This window comes from Bifidobacterium polysaccharolyticum (assembly GCF_016101585.1).
Lineage (GTDB): Bacteria > Actinomycetota > Actinomycetes > Actinomycetales > Bifidobacteriaceae > Bombiscardovia > Bombiscardovia polysaccharolytica.
Window position 1 is genome coordinate 189,549 of sequence record NZ_JACFQG010000004.1, and the last position, 23,207, is coordinate 212,755.

Below are 23,207 nucleotides of genomic sequence, written 5' to 3' on the forward strand. Positions count from 1 at the left end.
CGCACGGATCCGGTTCCACCGTTGCTGCCTCCCTCTCAATGTCAGCGGCACCATTCCTGGTTGATGGTGGGTAGTCTACTCCAGCAGCAGGGCCATGCCAACCAAAACAACCAGGAAAAGCAGATTAAGTGATGTATAGATCTTCAGGTAATCGCCTTTCTTGTCAGGGTACTGCTTGACCACAGCTTTGTAGGAGATCAGCGAGGCCATTGAAGCGACCAGGGTTCCGAGCCCGCCCAGGTTGGTGCCCAGAATGATTGAGCGCCAGGCTGTCGAAAAACCTGAGACTAGGAGTGCTGTGGGCACATTGCTGATGACCTGGCTGCACAGGACCGAGGTAATCAAAGGGTGGATATTGACCAGGCCGCTGACCAGGTTATAAAACTGGGGAATTCTCCTGGCATTGCCGATGAAAATGAAGAAAGCCACGAAGGTCAGCAGCAGTCCCCAGTCCACATGCAGAAAGACCCGCCTGTCGCAGATCAGAAAGGTCACAACCACCACCAGGACCATGGTCCACTGGGGAATCAGCTTGGCCACACCAAGCAGGCAGACAAGAAAGAGAAGAAGGTAGATGGCGATGCGCCATCCGCTGGACCGCTGCATCTCCTTGACCTGAGGCTGTATCCCCTCCTCCCTGGGCGCTAGTATGCTGTGACGAATCTCTTGTGCATCCATGCCCTCGAACTTGTCCAAATGCTGATTCCTGAAAGCGAACCAGCAGCACACGAAGAGCATCAGGGCCGCCACCAGAGCGTAGGGCGCCATAAGGAGGAGAAACTCCCCAGTGGGCATCTCGGAGCGGGCCTTGAGGTATAAGTTGTGAGCATTGCCAATCGGCGTCAGCATGCTACCCACATTGGCGCCCAGGGTCATCAGGGTGACGATCAGCAGGGCATGGCTTTCCAGACCGGCCATGATGAGCACAGCAACGGCGAAGGGCACGAAAGTAACCAGGGCTACATCGTTCGTGATGAACATACTGGAGAAGAAAGGCAGGGAAACCAGGACCAAGGCCAGGCCCCGCACCGAGCGGACGCGACTCAGCAGGCCGGCACCAATGGCATGGAAGACCCCAATCCGCTGAAATCCGCAGACCACCATCATCAGGGAACCCAGCTGGGTAAGGGTATTGACGTGGATGTAGCCCAGATACTGTCGGTCGGGAGGAATGAGAATGCAGGATACGAGAGCGATGACTGCCGCGACGACCAGGACGGTCTCGTTTTTCAGCAGTCCGATCACCCGATGTTGCATGGTCACCTCCGGCGAACGAATTCCTCACTTAGTTTACGCGCCCGCCCTTGGCTTACAGGGCCTCTCCTGACGCTATTTTCCGCCCCTGAGCCCGGGGTCGGGACACTGGGCGCTACTGACGGCTAGTCTGTCTGGCCCCGACTTTTGACCCTTGTCGGATAGTCACAGAGTCGGATACCCATTGAACATGAACAGGGGTCCTGCGAATAGGTTGCACCCGCAGGACCCCTGTCAGATGGCAATATTACTTGTCATCCATTCGTTCCGGATCGGGAATCAGGTAGGACAGGGCCAGGGCGATCAGCACCAGCACTCCGCCTCCGATCATGGCGGCAACATATCCAGCGCGGGCTCCCCCGGACGCCGCCAGGCCGCTCATGAATGCGTAGAGGACCGCATAGCTCAGGCCTGAGCCCAGGTTGAAGGCTCCGGCGTTGAGTCCCGGCAGGTACCCGGTATTGTCCGCAGGAGACAGGACCACGCCCAGCCCGTTGAGCATGATGTTGGCCGTCCCTGCATAGGAGACGCCCAGGATCAGGGAGAGGGCCACCAGGCTCCAGATACTGGGAACCAGGCAGACGTAGATGCCGAAGACCAGTCCCAGCACGCTGACTAGCTGACCGACTCTCAGAACCTTGATGTAGCCAAAGCGCGAGGCCAGCATCCCGGCAACCGGACCAAAGACCAGACCGACCAGGGCGTAGGGGGTCAGCGTCGCAAAGGAGACGATGCTGGCTTTCAAGCCGACACCGACCTCGCCATCCTGGGCAAGGGCCGGAACGATCCCGTTCATGATGGCGAAGACACCGACCATGGTGGTGAGAGTTGTCAGCAGAAGGCCCCAGGTGCGCCGCTGTCTGAGATAGGTGGTGGTGACCATGGGTGCTGACGTTGTGCTTTCAACTTTCCAGAAGATCGCGAAGAAGACCGCAGCCACCAGGATCTCGACAACCACCAGTAGCCAGCGCGCCTGGGCAAGCTTCTCGACCTCATTGATAGCCAGGTATGCGGCCAGGAAGGCGATGCAGAGGAAGACCACACCTGCCCAGTCCATGCGGGGGCGATCGTCTGCATAGCTCTCGCGGGCGAAGAATGCCACCAGGAGTACGGCGATCACAGCAATGGCCACCATGAACCAGAAGACCGAGCGGAAACCGAAAGTGCCAGCCAGCCAACCGCCTAAGATGGCATCCACGCCACCGATGCCGCCGTTGACCGCCGTCAAAACGGCCATGAGCCTGGCGTATCGGGCCTCATCAGTCACCTCGGCATGCAGCATGATCAGGGTCATAGGCACGACCGGACCGGCCACTCCCTGAATGACACGACCAATCATGAGCACCGTCACATTCGGCGCCAGAGCGGAGACCACGCATCCCAGCGCCGTCAGGCTCAGCATGCCCAACAGCACCTTCTTGCGGCCGGCAAGATCGCCCAGCCGAGGCAGGAAGAGGGAGAAGACCGCACAGGAGGTGAAGAACACCGTCTGGGTCAGACCGATGCTGGAGCTGCTGGCGTTGAGCTCGTTCCCCATAGTCGTCAGAGCCGGCGAAAGCATGGAGGCGTTGAGCTGGAAGGCGAAGACGGCGGCCATCAGGGCAGTCATCAAGGCGACGATGGAAGAGCCTGAACCGCCAGCGGTTGTGGTGGTGGGCTTGTCAGTCTTGGGTGCGGCTGTGTTCGAAGTCTTCATTGATTTCATCCAATCGCTGTGATGGCCTTGACCACCAGGTCCCAGAATCCCTGGAAGTCCAGCTTGACGGCCACCTGGGTGTGGCAGTCCTCAGCTGAGGGCTCAGGGCCGCGCAGATCGGCCACGGTCATCCCGCAGGTCAGGTCCCCGCGCAACTCCACATCAACCGGGCAACGACGGGTGCTCACAATAGAGGGGTCGATCAGATAGGCCACAGTGCAGGGATCATGCACAGGCGGGTCCACGAAGTCCTGGTTATCCTGGTAGGACTTGCGGAAGAAGTCCATCAGCCCGCTTACAAAGTGGGCCAGATCGGTGCCGATGCCCTCTATGCGCTGCTGAACCTCGGGGGTGCACAGGGCCTGATGAGTCAGATCCAGCCCTACCATGGTGACCGGCCAGGACTCGTTGAAGACGATGTGCGCGGCCTCGGGATCCACTTTGATGTTGAATTCAGCGACAGCGCTCCAGTTGCCCACATGGTAGCCGCCACCCATGAGCACGACCTCCCGGACTCGGTCGACAATGCAGGGTTCCTTGCGGACGGCCATGGCGATGTTGGTCAGGGGTCCGGTGGGGACCAGGGTCACTGTGCCCGGCTCCTCGCGCATGATGGTCTCGATGATCCAATCGACGGCGTGGCCAGGATCCAGGGGCCTGGTAGGTTCAGGCAGCTCGACACCGTCCAGACCAGTCTGGCCATGGATGGAGGCGGCCACCTCCTGAGGACGCACCAGCGGCCTATCACATCCGGCGTGGACCGGCACCTGGCACGCATGAGCCTTCTCCAGCACAGCCCTCGCATTATAGGTAACCTTGTCCAGACTCTGGTTGCCGCCAACCGTAGTCACTCCGATCAGGTCGATCCGCGGATCACCTACTGCCAGAAGGATAGCCACCGCATCGTCATGACCTGGATCGCAGTCCAGGATGATCTTGCGCGTCGTCATATACTCGCCTACGCCTTTCTCATGGATATGTCCTGGGCCATGGACCATGGCCCAGGACATGATACCCCTGATTGGCCTTGAAACGATGTAGGCGCGTTAGGCTGGGTCGGGACCGGAGGTGGCGAATCCACCCACTGCCCAGGCCAGTCGATCCCGAAGCTCGGGGTCCACCGCGAATAACCCCAATCCGTGCACCCCTCGTTTGAGCAACACGTTGAACTCGTGCCGAAGATTATCCACAGGGTCCATCTCCTGCTCCGACCGCCGATTGGTCGCCAGTGTGTTGCAACTGAGCTTCGGTTCGAATTCGACCTTTCCATTCCTGTAGGTGACCGAGGGCCCGATGATGACTCCCGCATAGTTGAGGTCAAAACCTTGGATGGTGAAGATGGAGCCGACCTCATCAATGGTGAAGGGCAGCTCGGCCCAGGCGATCCGGTGATTTGCAGCAGAGTTTCCCTGTTCCTCATACAGTTCGTAATTCCAAGGCATGGCGAATTCACCATCCCCGTCCTGACCCTCTTCGGCCCACACCCACTGGCCTGAATCCCCTTGGCGCAGTACAACCTGCCAGTGATGGGAGGGATCCTGTGGGTCCGGGTGATTCTGGCTGCTGTAAGGCCAGTCATAGGTGGCCAGGAGTCGGCAAAGGCCCAAGGAGCCCTCTCCCCTTTGCTCTTGGTCCTTTTGGCGAATGAACTTTCTCAAAGCCTTAGGCGAATCGAAAACCTTGATCTCATAAGGATGCTCCCAGGGATCCGGATGCAGTTGGCCAATGGTGCCATCCTTGGCTGTCATCCGATCCAGCCAGGCGCAGGTTGCAGGATCAGCTTGGATACGCATCTGTTGATCCAAATGAACATGACTGACCTGGAAGATATCCTTGCGTACATGCTGACCGTCCCTTGACTTTTCGCGGATAACCATGGGTTGCGAGAAGGTCTTGTCATGCTCAGAACCCGTCAATCCCAGAAGCCGACTTTCCTGAGCATCTACGAACTGGGATCCGCGCAAGACCTGTTCCGGGTCGAAGACCACGATGGCTACTTTTGCCCGCCGCAGAATGTCGTAAAGCTGGTTGCTTCCGGAGTAGCTCTGCGACCCTTGCGTCAGCAGCAGGTGCGCCTCGTCAACCAGCACCACATCCGCCTTCGCCTCGACGCTATTCATGGGGTCTGCCGCCCTGCCTGTGGACCGGCCATTTCTATGGGTGTGCTTGCTGAACCGGTTGATGAACTGGACAGCGCCAACAACGCACTGGCCGCGCTTCTTCTGCAGTCCCAGCTTCAGAGCCATTTGGTTGTAGACATTGGCCTGCTCGGCCTGGTTGACAATGATGTAGGAACGCTGTCTGGCATTTGCCGAACGGTTATCGTCCTTGCCGTCCAAGTTCCCATAGATGCCATATCTGGCACATATCTGATAGAAGAGATGGCTAAGCAAAACGGTCTTGCCAGTTCCTGACATGCCCTGAACGACTATGACTCGAGTATGGGCTTTATCGTCGATCCGAACCGGGCCTATCGATTCTGTCATCGAGTGGAAACCCTCGCCGGGTTTTTGAATAATGACCGACTCCAGCACATGCAGAACAGTTTCTTCGGCTCGCCGTTGTTCGTCGGTGAGTTTGCGGAAGGGCGAGGCCTTGAACAGGGCGGAGTCCAGGATGGCCTTCTCTTCCGGAAACAGATCAGGCTCCATTTCATGCAGGGTCTGCCAAGCCTTGGAAAAGATGCTGTCGAATTCATCGCTGGTGTAATACATGTCCTGAGCGTTAGTTCTACGGTTCATAACCAGCTTGACTGCATCGACACTCTGCATATACCCCATCAACCGATTTTCCATATCCAGGGTCAGGGACTTGTTGAAGTGGCGATCACCGATGATGTACTGGCAGACCCTGTCTTGGTGATTGCGCATGAATCGCACCAGGCGTTCCCAATCCGTGCGGGTTCGTGGATCCAGCTCGATGTGCTGCCTGGTCCGAGAACGAATGTCATTGGTTTCCCCGACGTAAACCACGTAAGGGGGTCCACCGCCATGCTTTTTGCTGCTGTCCCTTTCATCAGCAGAGACAATATATACAGTGGGATAGCGTAGGAACAGCTCCTCAAGCAGCCTCTCCTCCAAATGACTGCCCTGACTGCCAACAGCTTTCGCCTGCTTGTACTCTGCAATGGCCTTGGAAAAATCCTCATCTCTGAAATCGCCATAGGGCAGAGTCATCACAACAGGCTGCGGCGCGCTTGATGAATCCATGTTTTTCACTATGCCACGAACCCATACCAATCTGATGGCAGGAGGGCCGGCTGATAGGCTCGAAATCATGATCAGCAAGGAAACAGAAACAGCGGTGATGAATTTTGTACACGAGCGCGACTGGGATCAATTCCACACGCCCGCCAACCTGGCCAAATCAATTTGCATCGAAGCTGCCGAGCTCTTGGAATGCTATCAGTGGGGGGACGATCCCAGGGACGGAGATGAAGGCCACGTAACCGACGAGCTGGCTGATGTGCTCACCTATTGCATCCAGCTGGCGGATCGGCTGAATCTGGACATGAATCGAATCATCATGGACAAACTGCAAAGGACAGCCGACAGGTATCCGGTGGCCACTTCACGCGGCTCCAGCCGAAAATACCGGCCCCTGCAGTAGGCAGATCGATTCAGCGAGTCTGCGCAGCCGACAACCCCAATCGTCCGAGTCGCTTGGCGATTAGTGCAGACAGATCATCCAGGGTGACTCCAACATAGCTCTTCATGGAAGCGAACTGAGGGCCTGATGAGGTGTCGACCGGGTTGGTGCCGGTATAGGCCACAGTGGTGGCTCCTGATGCCACAGCCGAAGTGATGCCGGTCAAGGTATCCTCGAAAGCCAAGCAGGAGGTCATCAAATCAGGGCTGTTGATGCCAACCAGACTGGCCGCATGCAGATAGGGCGCAGGGTCGGGCTTCTGCGCCAGCCCATCGTCCCCGCAAACATAGTCGGCAAAAGCCCCCTCGGGCGCCTTGGCAACCACTGCCTGGGCCATACGGCGTGGCGAAGTAGTGACCAGAATCGAGGGAATGCCGGCCCCAACCAGGTCTGTCAGGATAGTGCGAACACCTTCAATCCAAGGCAAGTGACGCTCCTCCATGGCAATGACCCCATCAATCAACAAATCTGGAATCTGATCCTCAGGAAGGTCAAGACCACGCTCCCGCATCAACCTTGCCACGGTGGGCAGATGTTTGCCGGAAACCTGCCAACCCATGTCGGCATTCCAGTCTCCTCCATGCTCGTGCGCTAAATCGAGCTCCGCCTGATGCCAGTAGGGCTCTGAATCGATCAGAGTTCCGTCCATGTCCCAGAAGACTGCAAGCGGACGACGACCCACAGCGGACCGGGCTTTGTCAGTCGACCCGGCACGACTTTCTTCCTTTTGATGCTCCATGTTCATGCATTCACCCTATCGGCAGGGCTTGTCTTGAAAATGGCGTCACCCCACACTACTTGGCGTGAAGATCCGGCCACGGATCAGGCAGCAGCTCATCCAGGCTCACATTAAGTACTTGGGCAACTGCCATGATATTGATCAAACTGGGATTGGCTGGACTCCCGGGTCGCGACTGGCCATGCTCCAACTGTTGGTATGCGAACCGGGAAAGGTTGGCATTATAAGCAACGAACTCTTGGCTGTAATGCAAAGCCGTCCTTCGACGTTGTATATTCAAGCCTAATACTACGGCGTATTCCGCCCATCCACTCGGTACTTGAGAATGTGCCACAGAGCCAAGGTAAATACAAGAAACACATTGTCATGCCTTACCAGTAATACTATATCAGTAGGGCATTACCGGTTATTTGAACGGGAGACGTTTTCCTAGCTCTGCCTCACGCCAAAAATGAGTTCGTCATAGTTCTAGCTACTGCCATTCTTCCTTGTAGCTTACGGAACCACATCGGTCTTCATCAATAGTCTGAATTACTCCACCTCGTTCGGGAGGAACTCAGCAGCCAACATGGGTCTACTGGCGTTCTTCAACATGCTGCCAGCACTACTGATAGCAGTAGTTGGATATGGGTATTTCTTCATCACTGGGGTCAATGGTCTTTTTGGCAACAACACGCAGATACCCGACTGGATGCTGACACCCTTGGTTCCACTAGCCGTCATGCCTCTGGTGACACGGGCGATCTACCGACACACCAGAAATCCATATCTGGGTGGCATCATTACCGCGATCATTGTCACTGTGATGACCTGCATCAACTCCCAGATCTCCTTCCCCGCCTAACAGGGAGCCACACCTACCCCAAGTCCTCCTCATCCCTGTCTACAACTGAAACTTCGACAAGGACATGGAGGACCAACTTATCTGACCACCAGTTCACTCGGCGTTGCCGAAGACCTGGGTGCGCAATTCGCTGCGCTGGGTCTCGTACTGGGTGAGCTGACCAAGAAGGTCGAACTTCTCCTGACCGTCTGGCAACTGATTCATCCGGTGCCTGGTCGAGGCAATCAGTCGCATGTAAGTGGCATCCAGCAACCTTGCCAGCAGCTCGGAGGCGTACTGACGTTCCTCCGGGCTGGGTTGCTTCAGCTGAACATTCGCGTCATCGGAGTCTGCGCCCTGATCGCCTTCCTTATTGCCCGGTCCTGTGCCCCTCTGCCTATCCTCCTGCTTATCCAAATTCAGTGGCAAAGGCATAACAGCCAGCTCGTTGATGGCCGACTCCAGCATGGGCCCGCCCGCCTTGGTCAAGTTATGCATCCACAATCCTTGGGGTGTCTTCATGTCAGGCAGTCCTCCGGCGGCCTGCACAGCCCGATAGAGCGAGCGGAAAATCGGAACCTCGAAACTGTCCGGGCTCAGCTGAGCAAAGGCATCTGAACCGATTGCTCTGGGAATCTGGATAAGCACGCCCATGAACTGCTGCTCGCAAATGAAAACAGAATCATCGATGGGGTGATAACCCTGCCGGAGAGCATCCTCACGCTGTATCCTACGACGTTGCATGGCATCGTCACTGCCATGGCCCGCGCGACCCTCCGATTCACCCGCACCGCGGTGAGGAGTGCGGACCGCATAGGCATCTTGGTCCTTCACATGCAGCTTGCGGCGGGCCCTGTTGACCTCCTGGCGCAGCAGATCCAGATCCACGCCGATTTTTCTGGCGGTCTTGCGGGTATAGGCCCCTACCAGGGAGCGATCCCTGATCTGGGCCAGGATGGGCGCCACAGCCTTGACCGCGCCCATCTGCCCGGTGGTGTACTGGGTATCGAACATGGCTACGGCCGTGTCGATGACGAAATCGTACAGCGGCCGGGCATGCTCGACCAGAGAACGCACAGCCTCATCACCATACTGGATGCGCAGATCACAGGGATCCAAATTCTCCCGGGCCACCGCCACGAAGGTCTGCGTCAGAAAGCTCCCGTCAAGGCCGAAAGCATGCAGGGCGGCCTTCTGCCCGGCTGCATCCCCGTCGAAAGTGAAGACCACCCGGGAGCCTTGGACCGGTCCTACCAGCTGGATAGCCCCTAAGGCATCGTCGGAGATGAGCCGACGGACGATCTTGGCATGGTCCTCGCCGAAAGCAGTTCCGCAGGTGGCTACAGCCGTATCGACACCGGCAAGGTGGCAGGCCATGACGTCGGTATAGCCCTCCACAATGACCACCTGCCGCTTTTTGACGATGGCGTCCTTGGCCAGGTCGATGCCGTAGAGCACCTGGTTCTTGCGGTAGAGCTGAGTGTCCGGTGTGTTGATGTACTTGGCGTTGATGCCGTCGTCCTCGTAGAGCTTGCGAGCGCCGAAGCCCAGGGTACGGCCAGTGGAATCCCTGATGGGCCAGGTGACCCTGCCCCGGAAGTAGTCGTATACTCCCCTCTGCCCCTGCCTGGCCAGTCCGGCATCCAGCATCTCCTGCTGGGTGAAACCCTTGGTGGACAGGTGACGAACCAGGTTGTCCCATCCTCGTGGGGCGTATCCGCAGCCGAAATGCGCGCTGTCAGCCTGGGAGAAGGTCCTGCCTGCCAAGAGCTTGCGCGCCGCCAGCGCCTCCTTGCTCATGATCTGCGAAACGAAGAAACGCTGGGCCTCCTCGTTGGCCTCCAGCAAGCGGGAACGTTTGGACCCGCGACGCTTGTCCTGGCGGGAGTTCTCGTAATGCAGCTCGATCTGATACTTGTCTGCCAGAATCTCGACGGCATCGCCGAACTCGACGTTCTCCTCCTGCTCCACGTAGGTGAAGACGTCGCCACCCAGTCCGCAGCCGAAGCAGTGCCAGACCCCCATGGAGGGACGCACTGAAAAAGAAGGAGACTTCTCGTCGTGGAAGGGGCACAGACCCATGTAAGTGCCGGAACCTGAAGGCTTCAGAGTCACGCTTTCAGATACGATCTCATACAGATCGGCCTTGGCTCTGACCTTCTCGATGTCTTCCTTCTTGATCATTCCGGACATGACACCCAGCCTACCGGGCCAGGCCGATGTGTTGCGCCCGGCATAAACGCCGCAGGGCTACGGGCAGACCAAGGAATGCAGGGCCAACGCCGAGCCGTCGGTCAGGGAAGCCACCTGGTCGATAGCCACCCGCAGGCGCTCCCCATCCGAACCCGCTTGGCGCCAATCCTCCAGGAAGACATCCTCCAAGGCATCAGAGGGGGCTGGCGAGTCGGCCATCATCACCTCAACCAGGTCGGTCACGATTTTCAGCTGCTCTGCATGGAAGGGCTCCTTCTCACGGGGAGCCATGACGAAGTAGACGGCAATCCCCTTCAAGGCCACAATCTCATAGGAGGTCCGAGGAGGAATGACCAGCCCAGCCGAGTACCTGGTCAGCGGACCCTGGCCGTGGCGGCTTCGGGTAGCCGCCTCCACGGAGTCGGCAAAGCGGCCGATCAGGTAACTGGTGGTGTTCTTCAAAGTAGCCAAGGCCCGGCGTGAACCATCAAAGCCCGTCGGCAACATGCCACGGACGGTCTCCAAAGCTCGGACCAGCTGGTCAGCATCCCAGCGGTCGCCATACCAGGATCGGGCGGCTCGGACCACGCCATCGATGATCCTGGGCTCAGCCAGCCGCTCAGGCACGAAGGAGCCGACCACGATGGCATCCTCCACGTCGTGAACGCTGTAGGCGATGTCATCAGCCAGGTCCATAACCTGGCACTCCATAGGCGTGCTGGCCTGTGGTGCTCCCTGCTTGAGCCAGCGAAAGACTTCCTGGTCGTCCGGGTAGACGCAGAACTTGGCAGTCCTCTCCCCCTTGGGATGAGCCGAGGCCTCAGCCAAGGTCCAAGGATATTTGACCGCAGCGTCCAGGGCGGCCCTGGTCAGGTTGACCCCTGCCGAACGTCCGTCCGGATGGAAAACCTTGGGCTCCAGCCTGGTCAGCAGTCGAAGGGTCTGCGCATTACCCTCGAATCCCCCTATGTCTGAGGCCAGCGAGGACAGGGCACGTTCACCGTTGTGGCCGAAGGGCGGATGACCCAGGTCATGGGCCAGACAGGCACAGTCCACCACGTCGGGGTCGCAACCCAACATGGTACCGATCTGCCGGCCGATCTGGGCCACCTCCAAGGTGTGGGTCAGGCGCGTACGGGCAAAGTCGTCAGTGCCGGCCACCAGAATCTGCGTCTTGGCCCCCAGTCGACGCAACGCCGAAGAATGGACCAGACGCGCCCGGTCACGTTCAAAGGCGGTCCTGCTGCTGGTCTTTGGAGGCTCTGGCGCCCACCGTTCCTGATCCCGGGCGGAGTAGCCCTCGGCCAGCAGGCGGGATCCGCCCTCCTCATCAGTGCCCATCAGGCGCGCCCGCTCCGTTCAGTCCAGATTATCCACGACCACCACTTCAGTGGGCACATTGCCCGCTGTGGCCTTGGAATAGGGGCAAAGCTCCTGGGTCCGCTCCACCAGACGGGTGGCCAGATCACGATCGACGCCGGGCAGGCAGACCTCGATCAGAGCCTTGATGCCAAAGGACTCGCCCTGGTCGCCAAGGGAGATGTGAGTGCGCACCTTGCTCTGGGCCAGCTTGGTGGCTGGCACGCGCAGCTCCTTTCCGGCCAGTCCCATGGCTCCCTGGAAGCAGGCACCCCAGCCGATGGCGAAGAGTTGCTCGGGGTTGGTGCCCTGGCCCTTGCCTCCCATAGCCTTGGGTGTATCCAAGTCCAGGGAAAGATCGGGCTCCTGGCTGTCCGCATGGCCCTCGCGGCCTCCGGTGATGTCAGCTACGGCTGTGTATGAGATATTGCTGGGTTCATTTCCTGTATATGTAGTCATAACCTCATCTCACCACTTATATTGCCCCTTGACAAGGCCCCAAGCCCAGGTTCTACCTGTGATAGTGGTCTCAAAGAATGGATTCAGGGGCAATCAGGTGCAGGTCGGAGGGTTCGACCACCTCATGCACACCCAGGTAGAGCCGTGGAATCCTACTACGCAGGCAGGTGAAGATCTCATAGCTGATGGTGTCAGCGGCCCGTGCCCAGTCATCAGCGGTTGGCTCAGCCTGGTCCTCCCCCTGGCCTGGCCCAAAGAGAACAACGGTATCGCCCTCGTCCACTCCCAAGTCGGAAGCCATCCCTTCTAGATCCAGTACACACTGGTCCATGCAGACCCTTCCAGCGACACGAACCAACCTGGGCCCTTGACGAGTCATCAGACGGACGGGACCTCCCAGATGCTCTCGGCCCATAGCGCCCTCGCAGTCAAAGCCCGAGGCTGACCGATGGATCCCGTCGGCGTATCCCAAGGGCATGATGGCCGTGCTTGTGGGCTTCTCCGTCAAATAGGTGCGCCCGTAGGAGATGCCGTGACCGGCCGGCATATCCTTGACAGTGCCCAGCTGGGCCTGAAGGGTCATTGCCGGACGCAGACCATAATCGGCCGAGACCCCCATGGAGGGATCGGGCTCGTACCCGTACAGGCCGATGCCAGGACGAGTCAGGTCATAACGTATCCCAGGACGGGTGAGCGTGGCGGCGGTGTTGGCCAGATGCCGAATTGCGGGATTCATGCCGGCGGCCGCCATCCTGTCAGAGAATTCCTCGAAAAGGGCGATTTGCTCGTCAGTGGACGACACGAACTCGTCAACGACGGGCATGTCGGCTACCGCCAGGTGGCTGAAAAGCCCCACAGGCTCCAACAGGCCCTGGGATGCCAGGCGGGAAAGCTCACGCAAGGCATCCCCAAAGGTCTCAGGTGTGAAGCCGTTGCGTCCGAAGCCGGTGTCCACCTTGACATGGACGCGGGCAGGTTTGCCGACCTGGCCTGCCGCCTGAGCCGCCATGTTCATGGTCTTCAGGGAACCGACGCCCAGGTCGATGTCAGCCTGAATCAGCTGGTCGAAGGGCGCGCGGTCCCCGTTGAACATCCAGGACAGTATCCTGCAACGGTCGGGGCCAATGCCTGCCCGACGCAGACGCAGGGCTTCGCTGGACTGGGCCGTTCCCAGCCAGGTCGCCCCGCCGGACAAGGCCGCCAGAGCGGCGGGGATGAGCCCGTGGCCGTAAGCATCGGCCTTGACCACACCCATGACTGCAGCACCAGGGTTCGTGGAATGGACCAAATCCACCAGGGTGGCCATATTGGCCTTCAAGGTCCTCAAGTCCACGATGATCTGGCCGGGATAGGCCCGAAGAGCTTGTTCGTAATGCTTTTGGCCCTCGGGCCCGGAGAACTGCCATGCAGGTGCTGCACTCAATGTCATGGCTCCATTGTGCGACGGCGCTGCGACGGTCGGAACCCGTCCTCAGACGGCAACCAAGCGCTTAGCGGCCCTTTCGCGCTCAGCCAGGTCAAGGGGACGATTGTGCAGCTGATAGGCCACCCGCACGTTCTCGATCTCCTTGTTTTCAGGCATGATGATGTTGCCGCAGCGGGTGAAGCCATGGGTCTCCAGGATGTGCTGCATGGCGTAGTTCTTCAGTCCCGTATCGGCGCGGATGTTCTCGTACCGGCGCATGCTCCAATCGAGCAGATCCCCGGCCGCGTGACGCCCCAGTCCCGAGGCGGCCACCCGATGGATGGTGGTATAGGGCCGGTCGTCCAGCCAGCTGCCATCAATGACCTTATAATCTGGTTCCGGGTCATGGAAGAGAGCAAAAACGCCGATGATGCGCTCATGGTTGCCCTTGTGCTCGTCCAACTCCGGTTCAGGGTAGACAGGATCCTCAGGAATCTGATCCATACCAGCTGCATCATCGACCAAGAGCATGGTGTGGCCCCCGGCGATGTCCTCGCGTATGCGTTCAGGCAGAGGGTACTTGTCCCCCCACTGACGGGGGTTGCCGGTCTCGGCCATCCGCTTTCTGGCGTAGGCGTAGACAGGCATGATCGCCTCAAAGTCGTCCATGGTGGCATGACGGATCCAACGTGCAGTTTCCATCGCGTACCTGCTCACTGTGGCTACCTCTTTCTCGACCGGTGCGGCAGGGACGAAACCCGCCCCTGCGATTGCCGAAGTACGAGTGTATCCATCAGCAGGCAGTCATGAAGTGAGTACGCATTGAGCGAATCGGGGAATAGTTTGGGCTATTGTGCGGCCTCTTGAACCCGACTTTCCGATTGCAAATGACTGGCATGGGTCAGATTGACCACACTGTGTCGGCTGACCAGACGGGTCGGCATGACCACATGCCGCTGGAACTCCTTGCCCTGTCGTGCATCGAGAATCATTCCCACGGCCATCCTGGCCATCAGATCAAATGGCTGATCCACCGTGGTAAGGGCAGGCATCAGGTAGGAGGATGGATAGACGTTGTCGAATCCGACCACAGACAGGTCCTGACCGGGCTCCAGTCCACGTTCACGCGCCGCTCTGTAGATATTGACGGCTGTCAAGTCGTTGCAGGCCAGGATCGCGGTCGGAGGATGAGCACGGTCCAGCAGATCACAGGCGGCTTGGTACCCTCTGTCGGGCAAATAGTCTCCCTGCAGAACCATGCTCGACGGCAGGCTGGCACCAATGGCTGCCAATGCTGCTCGGTATCCAGCCAGTCTGGCCTGCGCGGATTGCACATTCGCCGGTCCGGCTATAACGCCAATGCGCCGGTGCCCGGCATCAAGAAGGCATTTTGCGGCCTGGTATCCTCCAGTCCAATTGTCAAGCGTTATGCTCATGTCCTCATCGTTGACCAGATCCACTGGATCGACCGCCACCAAGGGAATGCCTCTTGCTTTGAGCACATTCTTGCCCTTCTGGTCTATGGAGGACATCTGGGTAATCACACCCAGCGGGTTGCGATCAATGATCCCCCTCAGACATTCTTCGGCACGCCGCTGGTGATCGGTCTGCGTCACAGTCAGAGCCAGACCGGCATCCAAAGCCCACTTCGAGGCATAACGTATCATCTCGATGGTGCCATTGTTGGCGATATAATCCACCACCAGTTCAATGGTCTGGGCGATTTTGGTACTGACGAGCGGATGTGCATAGCCCTGATCAGCCAAGGCCTTTTCGACCCTCCGACGGGTTTTTGCCGCCACGCCCGGTCGACCGTTGATCACCTTGGAAACGGTCGAAGCCGAGATGCCGAGCTGCTCGGCTATAGCGCCAACGTGCGGATTGCCGGGTTCCTGTCTGGCCATGTGCATCCTTTCCAGTACCCAACAATCGTAACCAATGAAGCGGCGATAACATTCATGTCGAGTTTAGAATTTTTACATTTTTAATTTTCAAATTTCTATTTCTGCGCCTATACTGACGTCTATGTTCACTAGATTGGCAAAGGAGCCACGATGAGTACTATCACTGCGGTGAAAACGTATGACTTTCGTTTTCCCACTTCTCTGACCTTGTCAGGATCGGATGCCATGAACAAGGACCCGGACTATTCGGCCGCCTATGTGGAAATACACACCTCGGCTGACGATGGCATCAAAGGGTGCGGTCTGGTCTTCACCATCGGACGAGGCAATGATGTTGTATGCAGAGCCATAGATTCCATAGGAGAGACTCTGTGTGGCCTGGAGGTTGAACGTCTGCTGGACAGCATGGGCCTAGCCTGGGACCTACTGGTCCATGACTCGCAGCTGCGCTGGCTGGGACCCGAAAAGGGAGTCGAGCATATGGCCATCGGCGCACTGCTGAGCGCCCTTTGGGACATGAAGGCCAAAAGAGCGAGGAAACCTTTGTGGTTGCTGCTGGCTGAAATGGACCCTGAAGACCTGGTCAGCACCCTGGACTTCAGATACCTCTCCGATGCCCTGCGTCCCGAGGAGGCCATAGACATTCTCAAGGATGGGCAATCCGGCAAGCAGGAGCGCATCGAGGACATTCGCCAGCACGGATATCCCGGTTATTCGACAGCACCAGGCTGGCTCGGCTACAGCGACGAAAAGATGGTGGAAATTGCCAAACGAGAGACAAGGGAAAAGGGCTTTAAGCAAATCAAGCTCAAGGTAGGCCAGAACCTCGATGATGACATACGCCGTCTGGGATTGGCCAGGGATGCCATCGGCCCCGACGTGCGTCTGGCCGTCGACGCCAACCAGGTCTGGGACGTCCCGCAAGCCATTGATTGGATCAACCATTTCCATGACTTCGACCTGGCATGGGTCGAAGAGCCCACCAGCCCCGACGACATCATCGGCCACGCAACCATTGCCAGGGCCATCAATCCTATCCCCGTGGCAACCGGCGAACAGATGCAGAACCGCATCATGTTCAAGCAATTCCTACAGGCCAATGCCTTCGGTATCATGCAGATCGACGCCACCAGAGTGGCGGGCCCCCAGGAGATAGTTCTGGAATACCTGCTGGCTCGCAAGTTCCACAAGATAGTCTGCCCCCACGCCGGCGGGGTCGGACTGTGCGAGATGGTCTGTCACTTCGCCATGTTCGACTACGCAGCCGTCTCCTGCACCACGCAGGGCCGAATGATCGAATACGTGGACAACCAGCACGAATATTTCGTAAACCCCGTGCGTATCAGCCAGGGCATGTATCAAGCACCAACCGCTCCCGGCAACGGGGCTGAAATGACCGTTGAGACTGCGCAGCGCTACCTCCACCAGGAGTGACTTCGGGTCATCTCAATCAAAACCAGGCCCAATCGCTGGAGCCCTAGCAAATCATCCATTCATACAGACAAAGAAGCTTTCATGGATCTGCATCTCAAGAACAAGGTATTCATCATCACCGGTGGCTTCAAGGGCATCGGCAGGGGCATCGCCCTACAACTGGCCCAGGAGGGCGCCATAACCGCAGTCATAGACCGTGACGAGTCAGCCAGGGACCAGTTCTGCAAAGACATCGAGGCCTATACCGATACCTATCGGACCTTCATTCTGGATCTGAATGACACCGACGGCATAGCCCCCATTGTGGAGCAGGTGCACAAGGAATTCGGCCATATCGATGGCATAGTCAACAACGCTGGAGTCAACGACAACAAGGCCTTGGAAACTACTGACTGGCGGGAGTTCGAGCGTTCCGTACACGGTAATCTCACCCACTACTACGAACTCATGCACGCCTCTTGTGCCTATCTGAAGAAAAGCCACGGATCCGTCATCAACATCACCTCCAAAACCGCCGTGACCGGTCAGGGCAAGACCAGCGCCTATGCGGCGGCCAAGGGCGCAGTTCTGGGCCTGACCAGAGAATGGGCCGCAGCCTTGGTCCACGATGACGTACGAGTGAACGCCATCGTGGTCTCGGAATGCTGGACCCCCCTCTACGCCGACTGGATCAAGACGTTTGGCGATGAAAAGGCCCAGCAAGCCCGTCTTTCAGCCATCACCGACAAGATCCCCCTGGAACATCGCATGACCACACCCGAGGAGATCGGGAACACCGCCACCTTCCTGCTCTCTGATCGCGCATCACACACCACCGGCCAATGGGTGTTTGTCGATGGCGGATACGTCCACCTGGACCGGGCACTGAATTGAGCTCTGCCATGAAAAATCCAAATACGCAAAGCAAAGGCGGTTCCCAGGCCACCGTCGCCATGCTGGTAACCGCTCCCAGATTCCTCTACATCGCCTTATATGCCTTTCGTGGGTGCCACATATGCCTTGAGCAGGGAGCCTGAGATGACGCGACAATTGCAGGTCATCGATGCTCACTTCCACATGTGGAATCTTGAACGGCAACATCTGCCTTGGCTGGAAGGAATGCCATCACTGAACCGGAGCTTTCCCCTCCATGAGCTGGAAGACGAGTACGGGCAGTTGGGACTGGAATTTTTGGGCGGAGTCTATGTGGAAGTTGACTCGGATGACCCCCTATTAGAGGACCGCTTGGTCTATGAGAACGATGACCCGAAAATTCTCGCCCGAATGCTAAGGGCACAGGTAGGGCCCTATATGAGGGTACCTATCAATGCTACGGGCATCAGAGAGCCCTTGCATACTGACTCTGCCCCGCGCGGCCGTTGCCTTGAACCCTCCTTCATCGCCGGGCTCCACGCCATGGCTGATAAGGGGATGCCCTTCGAGCTATGCAACAGGGGCGCAGAACTGCCGGACATGGCCCAGGCATTCTCTCAGGTTCCTTCCCTGACTGTCATCATGGATCATATGGGCAATATGCCCAACCTGTCACCGGCCTGCAAAAAAGCCATGCGGGCTATGGCGGCCCTGCCGCACTGCTATATCAAGGTGTCAGGCGACCAGCCGGTCGATCGCGACATCGTCGCCTTCGTCAGGGACACCTTTCCCCCGAACAGGATCCTCTACGCCTCCAATTGGCCGGTAGTCACCGTACACTCCTCGCTCAGGGAACACTGGCAACTGATGCTGGATACCTTTGGCCCGGATGAGGACTTCTTCAAGCACAATGCCATGAGGGCCTATGGAATCGATACCGATACGCTTACTTCGGAAGGGTGAACATGAGCACATTATCAGCCAAATTTGAGGGAATTTTCTGCCCGTCGATAACCGTCAGCGACGATCAAGGAGTCATCGACACCGACCTGTGGGGACGACATCTGGACCATCTAATCCGGGCTGGCATCAACGGGGTGCTCCTGTTCGGAAGCATCGGCGAGTTTTATGCCTATGATCTCCAAGAGAAGCGCTCGGCCCTGCAATTCGCCGTCGACCATATACAGGGACGCATGAAGGTATTCGTCGGAGTTGGCGACACGAATATGGACCGGGTCATGGATCTGACCAAGTTTGCCGGACAAATCGGCGCCGATGCCGTGGTGGCTGTCAGCCCCTATTATTTCGGCCCTTCGGAACCAACCGCTTATAGGTATTTCACCAGCATCGCCCATGCCTCGACTGTGCCGGTGATCCTCTACAACTTCCCTGCCCGTACAGGCAACGACTGCTCCCCGGAGCTGGTCGCAAGACTTGCCCAGGAATGCCCGAATATCGTTGGCATCAAAGACACCGTGGACACAATCAGCCACACACGTCGAGTCGTTGCGGCAGTCCGGCATGTCAGCCCTGAGTTTTCTGTGTTCTCAGGATTCGACGAATACTATATGGTCAACCGCATCTGTGGAGGCAACGGTGTTTTATCAGGCCTGACCAACGTGGAGCCAGAAACCTTCGTTGCCATGCATAAGGCCTATCAAGATGGCGATTACCAAACCGCACTAGACAAGGCCCGACGCATCAACCACTTGATGGCTATTTACGACACTGCGGATTTGTTCGTGTCGGCCATCAAGGGAGCTGTGCGACTGCAGGGTCTGCCCATCAGCACACGCATCCGCGAACCGGCTATGCAGATTGATGACGACCAGATGAAACAGATCGAGACCATACTGCGTAGTTGAGCTTTCACCTGTTTCATCGAACAGGGCCTGAGAAGAGGAACCTACCCCCTCCTCAGGCCCTATTGTTTGCCTGTCCGCGCTCAGACCAGCTTGCGCTCGTAAGGATCGGAGCTGATGCCGGCAGCGACAATATCACGGCTCCACTGCTTGGCCGAGAAGAGCGAATGGTCGCGGTAGTTGCCGCAGGAGGTGATCTCGGTGCCTGGCACGTCGTCCCAGGTGGCCTTTTCGGCAATGAACTCCAGCGACTCCTTCAGAGCCTTGGCCACATCTTCGGTCGAATGACGGCCCCAGGCAAGCAGGTGGAAGCCCGTCCGGCAGCCAAAAGGCGAGCAGTCGATATAGCCAGGGATGCGCTCGCGCAGGAGCACGGCAATCGTATGCTCTATGGTGTGCAGCCCGGCAGTTGGAATGGCGTTCTGATTGGGCTGAACCAGGCGTAGATCATAGTTGGAGATGATGTCTCCCTGAGGGCCCTTCTCCTCGTCGATCAGGCGAACGTAGGGCGCCTTGACCTTGGTGTGATCCAGCTGGAAGCTCTCTACGATTGGTTTGTCAGCCATTGTTGTTTCCTTTCCTCTCGGGCGCCTAATCTGAAAGGCAGCCGCGATGAAGTCATGTATACCTCATGGTAGGCGGACCTACCTATCAGATCCGGCAGCACCTAAGACCACATTCGCTCCTTTTCCCGCCGAGAATTCGGAGATGACCCCCATGAACCGGGGCCCATATTGTTCCAGCTTGTGCTGTCCCACCCCGTTGACGGCCAGGAAGGTCACATCATCAACTGGACGCAGACGACACATATCGCGCAGCGCCTTGTCGGAGAAGACAATATAGGGAGGTTTGCCGATCTCGCGGGCTATGCTGGTCCGCAAATCTCGCAGCTTCTGGAAAAGTTCCTCGTCCTCTGGGCTGGCATCGCTTGCGCCGGCGTGCTCGAGACCGTCATCATCGACGGTCGAAGAAGACCCGCCGCCGAAGACCTTGCCTGAAGTACTCGGGCGTTCCGTCCGTTTGATCTCATAATGAAAGTCCGGACTGACCGTCTGCGCAGCCTTGGGTCCGAAATGGACCATGGGCAGCCGTCCTTCGGTGATATACAGATATCCGTCCGAGGCCATTTGGTTGAGCACGTCGCGAATGCGCGCCTCCGGAATCTGGGCCAGAACGCCATAGCTGGGGCACCGATCCAGCCCTCGCCGAAGAAGGTCCTGCGAGCGCGAGCCCCGGAGGATCTGGGCGATCTTGCCGGAGCCGAACCCCTGATTCACGTCATGCACGCACCTGCTTATGGCACGGGCCACATCGCTGACATCGATGGTTTTGAAGGTGCTCAGACAGTTGGAACAGTTCTGGCAGCCGGTGCTGACGGTGTCGGGATGCCCGACTGGGACGGGTTTGCCTTTGTCGGCCTCCGCAGGCGAAAGACCCGCGGCAGCCTGGTCCACCTCTTCGCCAAAGTACCGCAGCATGTACCGGTGAAGGCAACCGGTGGTCCGACAGTAACCGATCATGACGTTGAGCAGACGCCGGTGTTCGGCCCTGACCGCTTCAGCCTGCTCACCGGTCAGTCTGTCATTGCCATTGTCCATGTCCAGAAGGCGCCTGCGAGTGACGATATCGCTCTCGTTCCACAGCAGGGAGCATCGGGCGGGCTCACCGTCACGTCCTGCCCTGCCAGCTTCCTGGTAGTAGGCCTCGATGCTCTCGGGCATGTTGTGATGGATGACATAGCGCACGTTGGACTTGTCAATGCCCATGCCGAAGGCATTGGTGGCCACGACCACCTGCACCTTGTCGTTGACGAAGTCCCGCTGCGCTTGCTCTCTGTCCTGGGCATCCATACCAGCGTGGTAGCTGACAGCGCTTACACCAGCCTTGGTCAGATCATCGGCCAGAGCTTCGGTCTCCTTGCGGGTGGCGCAGTAGACGATGCCCGAATCGCCTCCATGCTTCAGGGCGTATTGGACCACCCAGCGATTCTTGTATCTGCTCTCCAGTTTGATCACGTCAAAGAAGAGGTTGGGCCTGTCGAATCCCGTCACCGCCACGTAGGGGTCGTCCAAGCCCAACATGTATACGATGTCGCGCCGGACCTTCTCGGTCGCCGTAGCAGTGAAGGCTGCCACCGTGGGCCGGTTAGGCAGGGATCTTATGAAGTCCCCGATACCCAAGTAGGCAGGGCGGAAGTCCTGACCCCACTGGGATACGCAATGGGCTTCGTCCACAGCGAGCAGGGAGATCCTCGTATGCTGGGCGAATTCCCTGAATCTGGGGGCATCCAGCCGCTCGGGGGCCACGTAGAGGATTTTGCTGCGTCCCTGGGCAGCCTGAGCCAGGGCCAGGGACTGCTCATCCATGTCCTGGGTGGAATTGACGAATGAGGCCTGGATGCCGGCATCCTCCAGCCCATCCACCTGGTCCTTCATCAGGGAGACCAAGGGAGAGATGACGATGGTCAAACCGTCCAGAAGGGTGGCAGGAATCTGATAGCAGATGGACTTGCCGGCACCGGTCGGCATAACACCCAAGCAATCCTGCCCGTTCAGGATGGCCTTGACCAGATCCTCCTGACCCGGGCGAAAAGACTCATATCCGAAATACCGCTTCAGCGCCTGCCCTGCATCCTGGATGTCCACCATGATTCCCCAGTCTATTGCCCCGGCAGGAGTCAAGCAGTGGGCGAACGACCATGTGGTCAATCGTCGCTGGAATTCTTAGCTATCCTGCCACTAACCCAGAATGCTGATCCCCTGGATAGCTGGTAGCTGCCGACGGCTGGTGAGCCAGTAGCTGAACAGGATGCATATGGCGGAGAAGACTAATGTGAAGACCACTTGGGGCCAGAGTAAATACACGGTGACGTATCCCCATAAGTCAACATTCATGAAGGGGCTTAAGGTCTTGTACATCCAATGGCCGCGCATAAGGTTGATCATCTGAACCGCCGTTTGCTGCCACCCCCAGAAATTCCAGCCGGAAATCGAATACCAGAGACCAACACAGATCAACAGCCCTGCCAGCAACAGGCATCTGCCTTTTCGATCAAGACGGGCAGCTAGGTCACCCAGCACCTGGCCAAGAAGAACGAAGGCTACCTGCACCATGAAGACATGCAACGCCAGAGCCAGCCAACGGGACGGCTGCTGGTCATACGACCGGTTAAAGCATGAAACACTCCAGGGATCAAGAGTGAGCCTCCAAGGTGAGCAGCCCTGCACGAGAAACCTTTGGTAACTTTCCGTAAAGGGCATCCATCCGATTTGGCCCAGGCTACTGATAATGGCGACCCCAATCATGAAAGTAGCTGTCGCTAGGGCCATGAACACATTGGAGATGATCTGGGTCCAAGCGATCGTGGACCGGGTCACGGCGTTGGAGATCAGGGGCCGGAAAGTCGTCAGTGAGCAGACAAGGGCGGTGGCCATGAACACCATCTCGGTGAACAGACCGGTGAAGCCGGAGCTTAGGGGAATGAACCCCACAACTCCCAGAGCGAGGACGAGAGCCCAAATCAAAAAGACGATCAGCCTCGGCATCACCTGTACGCGCAGGGCCATCCGGGTCTGCACC

At 58.1% G+C, this 23,207-nt stretch carries 21 protein-coding genes; 6 read left to right on the plus strand and 15 right to left on the minus strand.

All coding sequences use genetic code 11. The features are described from left to right. Positions 1 to 75 precede the first annotated feature (75 nt). From H3T90_RS07675 to H3T90_RS07690, 4 genes are all read right to left on the minus strand, one after another. Positions 76 to 1,257 (minus strand): SLC13 family permease, encoded by a 1,182-nt coding sequence (locus H3T90_RS07675; RefSeq protein ID WP_198230194.1) that lies wholly within the window; start codon positions 1,255 to 1,257, stop codon positions 76 to 78. A 244-nt stretch (positions 1,258 to 1,501) separates the two neighbouring features. Continuing rightward, positions 1,502 to 2,950, minus strand: a complete 1,449-nt coding sequence (gene uriT / locus H3T90_RS07680) for a uridine transporter UriT (RefSeq protein WP_456298262.1) — start codon at positions 2,948 to 2,950, stop codon at positions 1,502 to 1,504. A 5-nt stretch (positions 2,951 to 2,955) separates the two neighbouring features. Further along, entirely contained in the window at positions 2,956 to 3,900 is a 945-nt protein-coding gene (uriH, locus tag H3T90_RS07685) for a uridine-preferring nucleoside hydrolase UriH (protein WP_198230138.1), read from the minus strand. A 96-nt stretch (positions 3,901 to 3,996) separates the two neighbouring features. Continuing rightward, positions 3,997 to 6,159: a DUF2075 domain-containing protein gene (locus H3T90_RS07690; protein WP_198230139.1), complete on the minus strand. Its 2,163-nt coding sequence runs from the start codon at positions 6,157 to 6,159 to the stop codon at positions 3,997 to 3,999. Positions 6,160 to 6,226: 67 nt separating this feature from the next. Here H3T90_RS07690 and H3T90_RS07695 point away from each other — a divergent pair, with 67 nt between their 5' ends. Beyond that, positions 6,227 to 6,559, plus strand: a complete 333-nt coding sequence (locus H3T90_RS07695; RefSeq protein ID WP_144177464.1) for a nucleotide pyrophosphohydrolase — start codon at positions 6,227 to 6,229, stop codon at positions 6,557 to 6,559. Between the two features lie 10 nt (positions 6,560 to 6,569). Here H3T90_RS07695 and H3T90_RS07700 read toward each other — a convergent pair whose 3' ends face one another. Both H3T90_RS07700 and H3T90_RS07705 read right to left on the minus strand, forming a co-directional pair. Beyond that, the gene (locus tag H3T90_RS07700) at positions 6,570 to 7,343 is read right to left on the minus strand and encodes an HAD family hydrolase (RefSeq protein WP_198230140.1); all 774 of its coding nucleotides are present in this window, start codon (positions 7,341 to 7,343) and stop codon (positions 6,570 to 6,572) included. Between the two features lie 49 nt (positions 7,344 to 7,392). Then, positions 7,393 to 7,671 (minus strand): helix-turn-helix domain-containing protein, encoded by a 279-nt coding sequence (locus tag H3T90_RS07705; protein WP_198191032.1) that lies wholly within the window; start codon positions 7,669 to 7,671, stop codon positions 7,393 to 7,395. Between the two features lie 234 nt (positions 7,672 to 7,905). Here H3T90_RS07705 and H3T90_RS07710 point away from each other — a divergent pair, with 234 nt between their 5' ends. Continuing rightward, positions 7,906 to 8,181 (plus strand): hypothetical protein, encoded by a 276-nt coding sequence (locus H3T90_RS07710; protein WP_198230141.1) that lies wholly within the window; start codon positions 7,906 to 7,908, stop codon positions 8,179 to 8,181. Positions 8,182 to 8,274: 93 nt separating this feature from the next. Here H3T90_RS07710 and dnaG read toward each other — a convergent pair whose 3' ends face one another. The 6 genes from dnaG to H3T90_RS07740 all read right to left on the minus strand — a co-directional run bounded on the left by dnaG (position 8,275) and on the right by H3T90_RS07740 (position 15,480). Next, on the minus strand, positions 8,275 to 10,353 hold the full coding sequence (gene dnaG / locus H3T90_RS07715) for a DNA primase (protein ID WP_198230142.1): 2,079 nt from the start codon (positions 10,351 to 10,353) through the stop codon (positions 8,275 to 8,277). 57 nt (positions 10,354 to 10,410) lie between these two features. After that, a complete protein-coding gene (locus H3T90_RS07720; protein ID WP_198230143.1) occupies positions 10,411 to 11,694 on the minus strand; it encodes a deoxyguanosinetriphosphate triphosphohydrolase in 1,284 nt (427 codons plus the stop codon). 18 nt (positions 11,695 to 11,712) lie between these two features. Next, the gene (locus H3T90_RS07725) at positions 11,713 to 12,171 is read right to left on the minus strand and encodes an Ohr family peroxiredoxin (protein WP_144177469.1); all 459 of its coding nucleotides are present in this window, start codon (positions 12,169 to 12,171) and stop codon (positions 11,713 to 11,715) included. Between the two features lie 70 nt (positions 12,172 to 12,241). Further along, positions 12,242 to 13,600: an alanine racemase gene (gene alr, locus H3T90_RS07730; protein ID WP_198230144.1), complete on the minus strand. Its 1,359-nt coding sequence runs from the start codon at positions 13,598 to 13,600 to the stop codon at positions 12,242 to 12,244. Between the two features lie 42 nt (positions 13,601 to 13,642). Next, complete coding sequence (locus H3T90_RS07735) at positions 13,643 to 14,278, minus strand: N-acetyltransferase (RefSeq protein ID WP_198230145.1); 636 nt, start codon at positions 14,276 to 14,278, stop codon at positions 13,643 to 13,645. Between the two features lie 146 nt (positions 14,279 to 14,424). Next, complete coding sequence (locus H3T90_RS07740; RefSeq protein WP_198230146.1) at positions 14,425 to 15,480, minus strand: LacI family DNA-binding transcriptional regulator; 1,056 nt, start codon at positions 15,478 to 15,480, stop codon at positions 14,425 to 14,427. 150 nt (positions 15,481 to 15,630) lie between these two features. Between H3T90_RS07740 and H3T90_RS07745 the strand changes: the two genes are divergently transcribed. The 4 genes from H3T90_RS07745 to H3T90_RS07760 all read left to right on the plus strand — a co-directional run bounded on the left by H3T90_RS07745 (position 15,631) and on the right by H3T90_RS07760 (position 19,631). Continuing rightward, complete coding sequence (locus tag H3T90_RS07745) at positions 15,631 to 16,914, plus strand: enolase C-terminal domain-like protein (protein ID WP_144177472.1); 1,284 nt, start codon at positions 15,631 to 15,633, stop codon at positions 16,912 to 16,914. Between the two features lie 81 nt (positions 16,915 to 16,995). After that, positions 16,996 to 17,787, plus strand: a complete 792-nt coding sequence (locus tag H3T90_RS07750) for an SDR family oxidoreductase (RefSeq protein WP_110425563.1) — start codon at positions 16,996 to 16,998, stop codon at positions 17,785 to 17,787. Positions 17,788 to 17,931: 144 nt separating this feature from the next. Further along, positions 17,932 to 18,729 carry an amidohydrolase family protein gene (locus tag H3T90_RS07755; RefSeq protein ID WP_198230147.1) on the plus strand — a complete coding sequence of 266 codons (798 nt, stop codon included), beginning with the start codon at positions 17,932 to 17,934 and terminating at the stop codon, positions 18,727 to 18,729. Between the two features lie 2 nt (positions 18,730 to 18,731). Then, positions 18,732 to 19,631 (plus strand): dihydrodipicolinate synthase family protein, encoded by a 900-nt coding sequence (locus tag H3T90_RS07760; protein ID WP_110425565.1) that lies wholly within the window; start codon positions 18,732 to 18,734, stop codon positions 19,629 to 19,631. Positions 19,632 to 19,711: 80 nt separating this feature from the next. Here H3T90_RS07760 and H3T90_RS07765 read toward each other — a convergent pair whose 3' ends face one another. The 3 genes from H3T90_RS07765 to H3T90_RS07775 all read right to left on the minus strand — a co-directional run bounded on the left by H3T90_RS07765 (position 19,712) and on the right by H3T90_RS07775 (position 23,194). Then, the gene (locus H3T90_RS07765) at positions 19,712 to 20,194 is read right to left on the minus strand and encodes an S-ribosylhomocysteine lyase (RefSeq protein ID WP_029678668.1); all 483 of its coding nucleotides are present in this window, start codon (positions 20,192 to 20,194) and stop codon (positions 19,712 to 19,714) included. Positions 20,195 to 20,272: 78 nt separating this feature from the next. Then, positions 20,273 to 22,276, minus strand: coding sequence for a RecQ family ATP-dependent DNA helicase (locus H3T90_RS07770; RefSeq protein WP_198230196.1), 2,004 nt, complete (start codon positions 22,274 to 22,276; stop codon positions 20,273 to 20,275). 90 nt (positions 22,277 to 22,366) lie between these two features. Beyond that, positions 22,367 to 23,194, minus strand: coding sequence for a hypothetical protein (locus H3T90_RS07775; protein WP_198230148.1), 828 nt, complete (start codon positions 23,192 to 23,194; stop codon positions 22,367 to 22,369). Positions 23,195 to 23,207 lie beyond the last annotated feature (13 nt).

Bases quoted from the DNA above. Each gene is read 5' to 3' on its own strand.
- H3T90_RS07675 (WP_198230194.1), bottom strand. From the start codon at position 1,257: ATGCAACATCGGGTGATCGGACTGCTGAAAAACGAGACCGTCCTGGTC.
- uriT (WP_456298262.1), bottom strand. From the start codon at position 2,950: ATGAAGACTTCGAACACAGCCGCACCCAAGACTGACAAGCCCACCACC.
- uriH (WP_198230138.1), bottom strand. From the start codon at position 3,900: ATGACGACGCGCAAGATCATCCTGGACTGCGATCCAGGTCATGACGAT.
- H3T90_RS07690 (WP_198230139.1), bottom strand. From the start codon at position 6,159: ATGGATTCATCAAGCGCGCCGCAGCCTGTTGTGATGACTCTGCCCTAT.
- H3T90_RS07695 (WP_144177464.1), top strand. From the start codon at position 6,227: ATGATCAGCAAGGAAACAGAAACAGCGGTGATGAATTTTGTACACGAG.
- H3T90_RS07700 (WP_198230140.1), bottom strand. From the start codon at position 7,343: ATGAACATGGAGCATCAAAAGGAAGAAAGTCGTGCCGGGTCGACTGAC.
- H3T90_RS07710 (WP_198230141.1), top strand. From the start codon at position 7,906: ATGGGTCTACTGGCGTTCTTCAACATGCTGCCAGCACTACTGATAGCA.
- dnaG (WP_198230142.1), bottom strand. From the start codon at position 10,353: ATGTCCGGAATGATCAAGAAGGAAGACATCGAGAAGGTCAGAGCCAAG.
- H3T90_RS07720 (WP_198230143.1), bottom strand. From the start codon at position 11,694: ATGGGCACTGATGAGGAGGGCGGATCCCGCCTGCTGGCCGAGGGCTAC.
- H3T90_RS07725 (WP_144177469.1), bottom strand. From the start codon at position 12,171: ATGACTACATATACAGGAAATGAACCCAGCAATATCTCATACACAGCC.
- alr (WP_198230144.1), bottom strand. From the start codon at position 13,600: ATGACATTGAGTGCAGCACCTGCATGGCAGTTCTCCGGGCCCGAGGGC.
- H3T90_RS07735 (WP_198230145.1), bottom strand. From the start codon at position 14,278: ATGGAAACTGCACGTTGGATCCGTCATGCCACCATGGACGACTTTGAG.
- H3T90_RS07740 (WP_198230146.1), bottom strand. From the start codon at position 15,480: ATGGCCAGACAGGAACCCGGCAATCCGCACGTTGGCGCTATAGCCGAG.
- H3T90_RS07745 (WP_144177472.1), top strand. From the start codon at position 15,631: ATGAGTACTATCACTGCGGTGAAAACGTATGACTTTCGTTTTCCCACT.
- H3T90_RS07750 (WP_110425563.1), top strand. From the start codon at position 16,996: ATGGATCTGCATCTCAAGAACAAGGTATTCATCATCACCGGTGGCTTC.
- H3T90_RS07755 (WP_198230147.1), top strand. From the start codon at position 17,932: ATGACGCGACAATTGCAGGTCATCGATGCTCACTTCCACATGTGGAAT.
- H3T90_RS07760 (WP_110425565.1), top strand. From the start codon at position 18,732: ATGAGCACATTATCAGCCAAATTTGAGGGAATTTTCTGCCCGTCGATA.
- H3T90_RS07765 (WP_029678668.1), bottom strand. From the start codon at position 20,194: ATGGCTGACAAACCAATCGTAGAGAGCTTCCAGCTGGATCACACCAAG.
- H3T90_RS07770 (WP_198230196.1), bottom strand. From the start codon at position 22,276: ATGGTGGACATCCAGGATGCAGGGCAGGCGCTGAAGCGGTATTTCGGA.
- H3T90_RS07775 (WP_198230148.1), bottom strand. From the start codon at position 23,194: ATGGCCCTGCGCGTACAGGTGATGCCGAGGCTGATCGTCTTTTTGATT.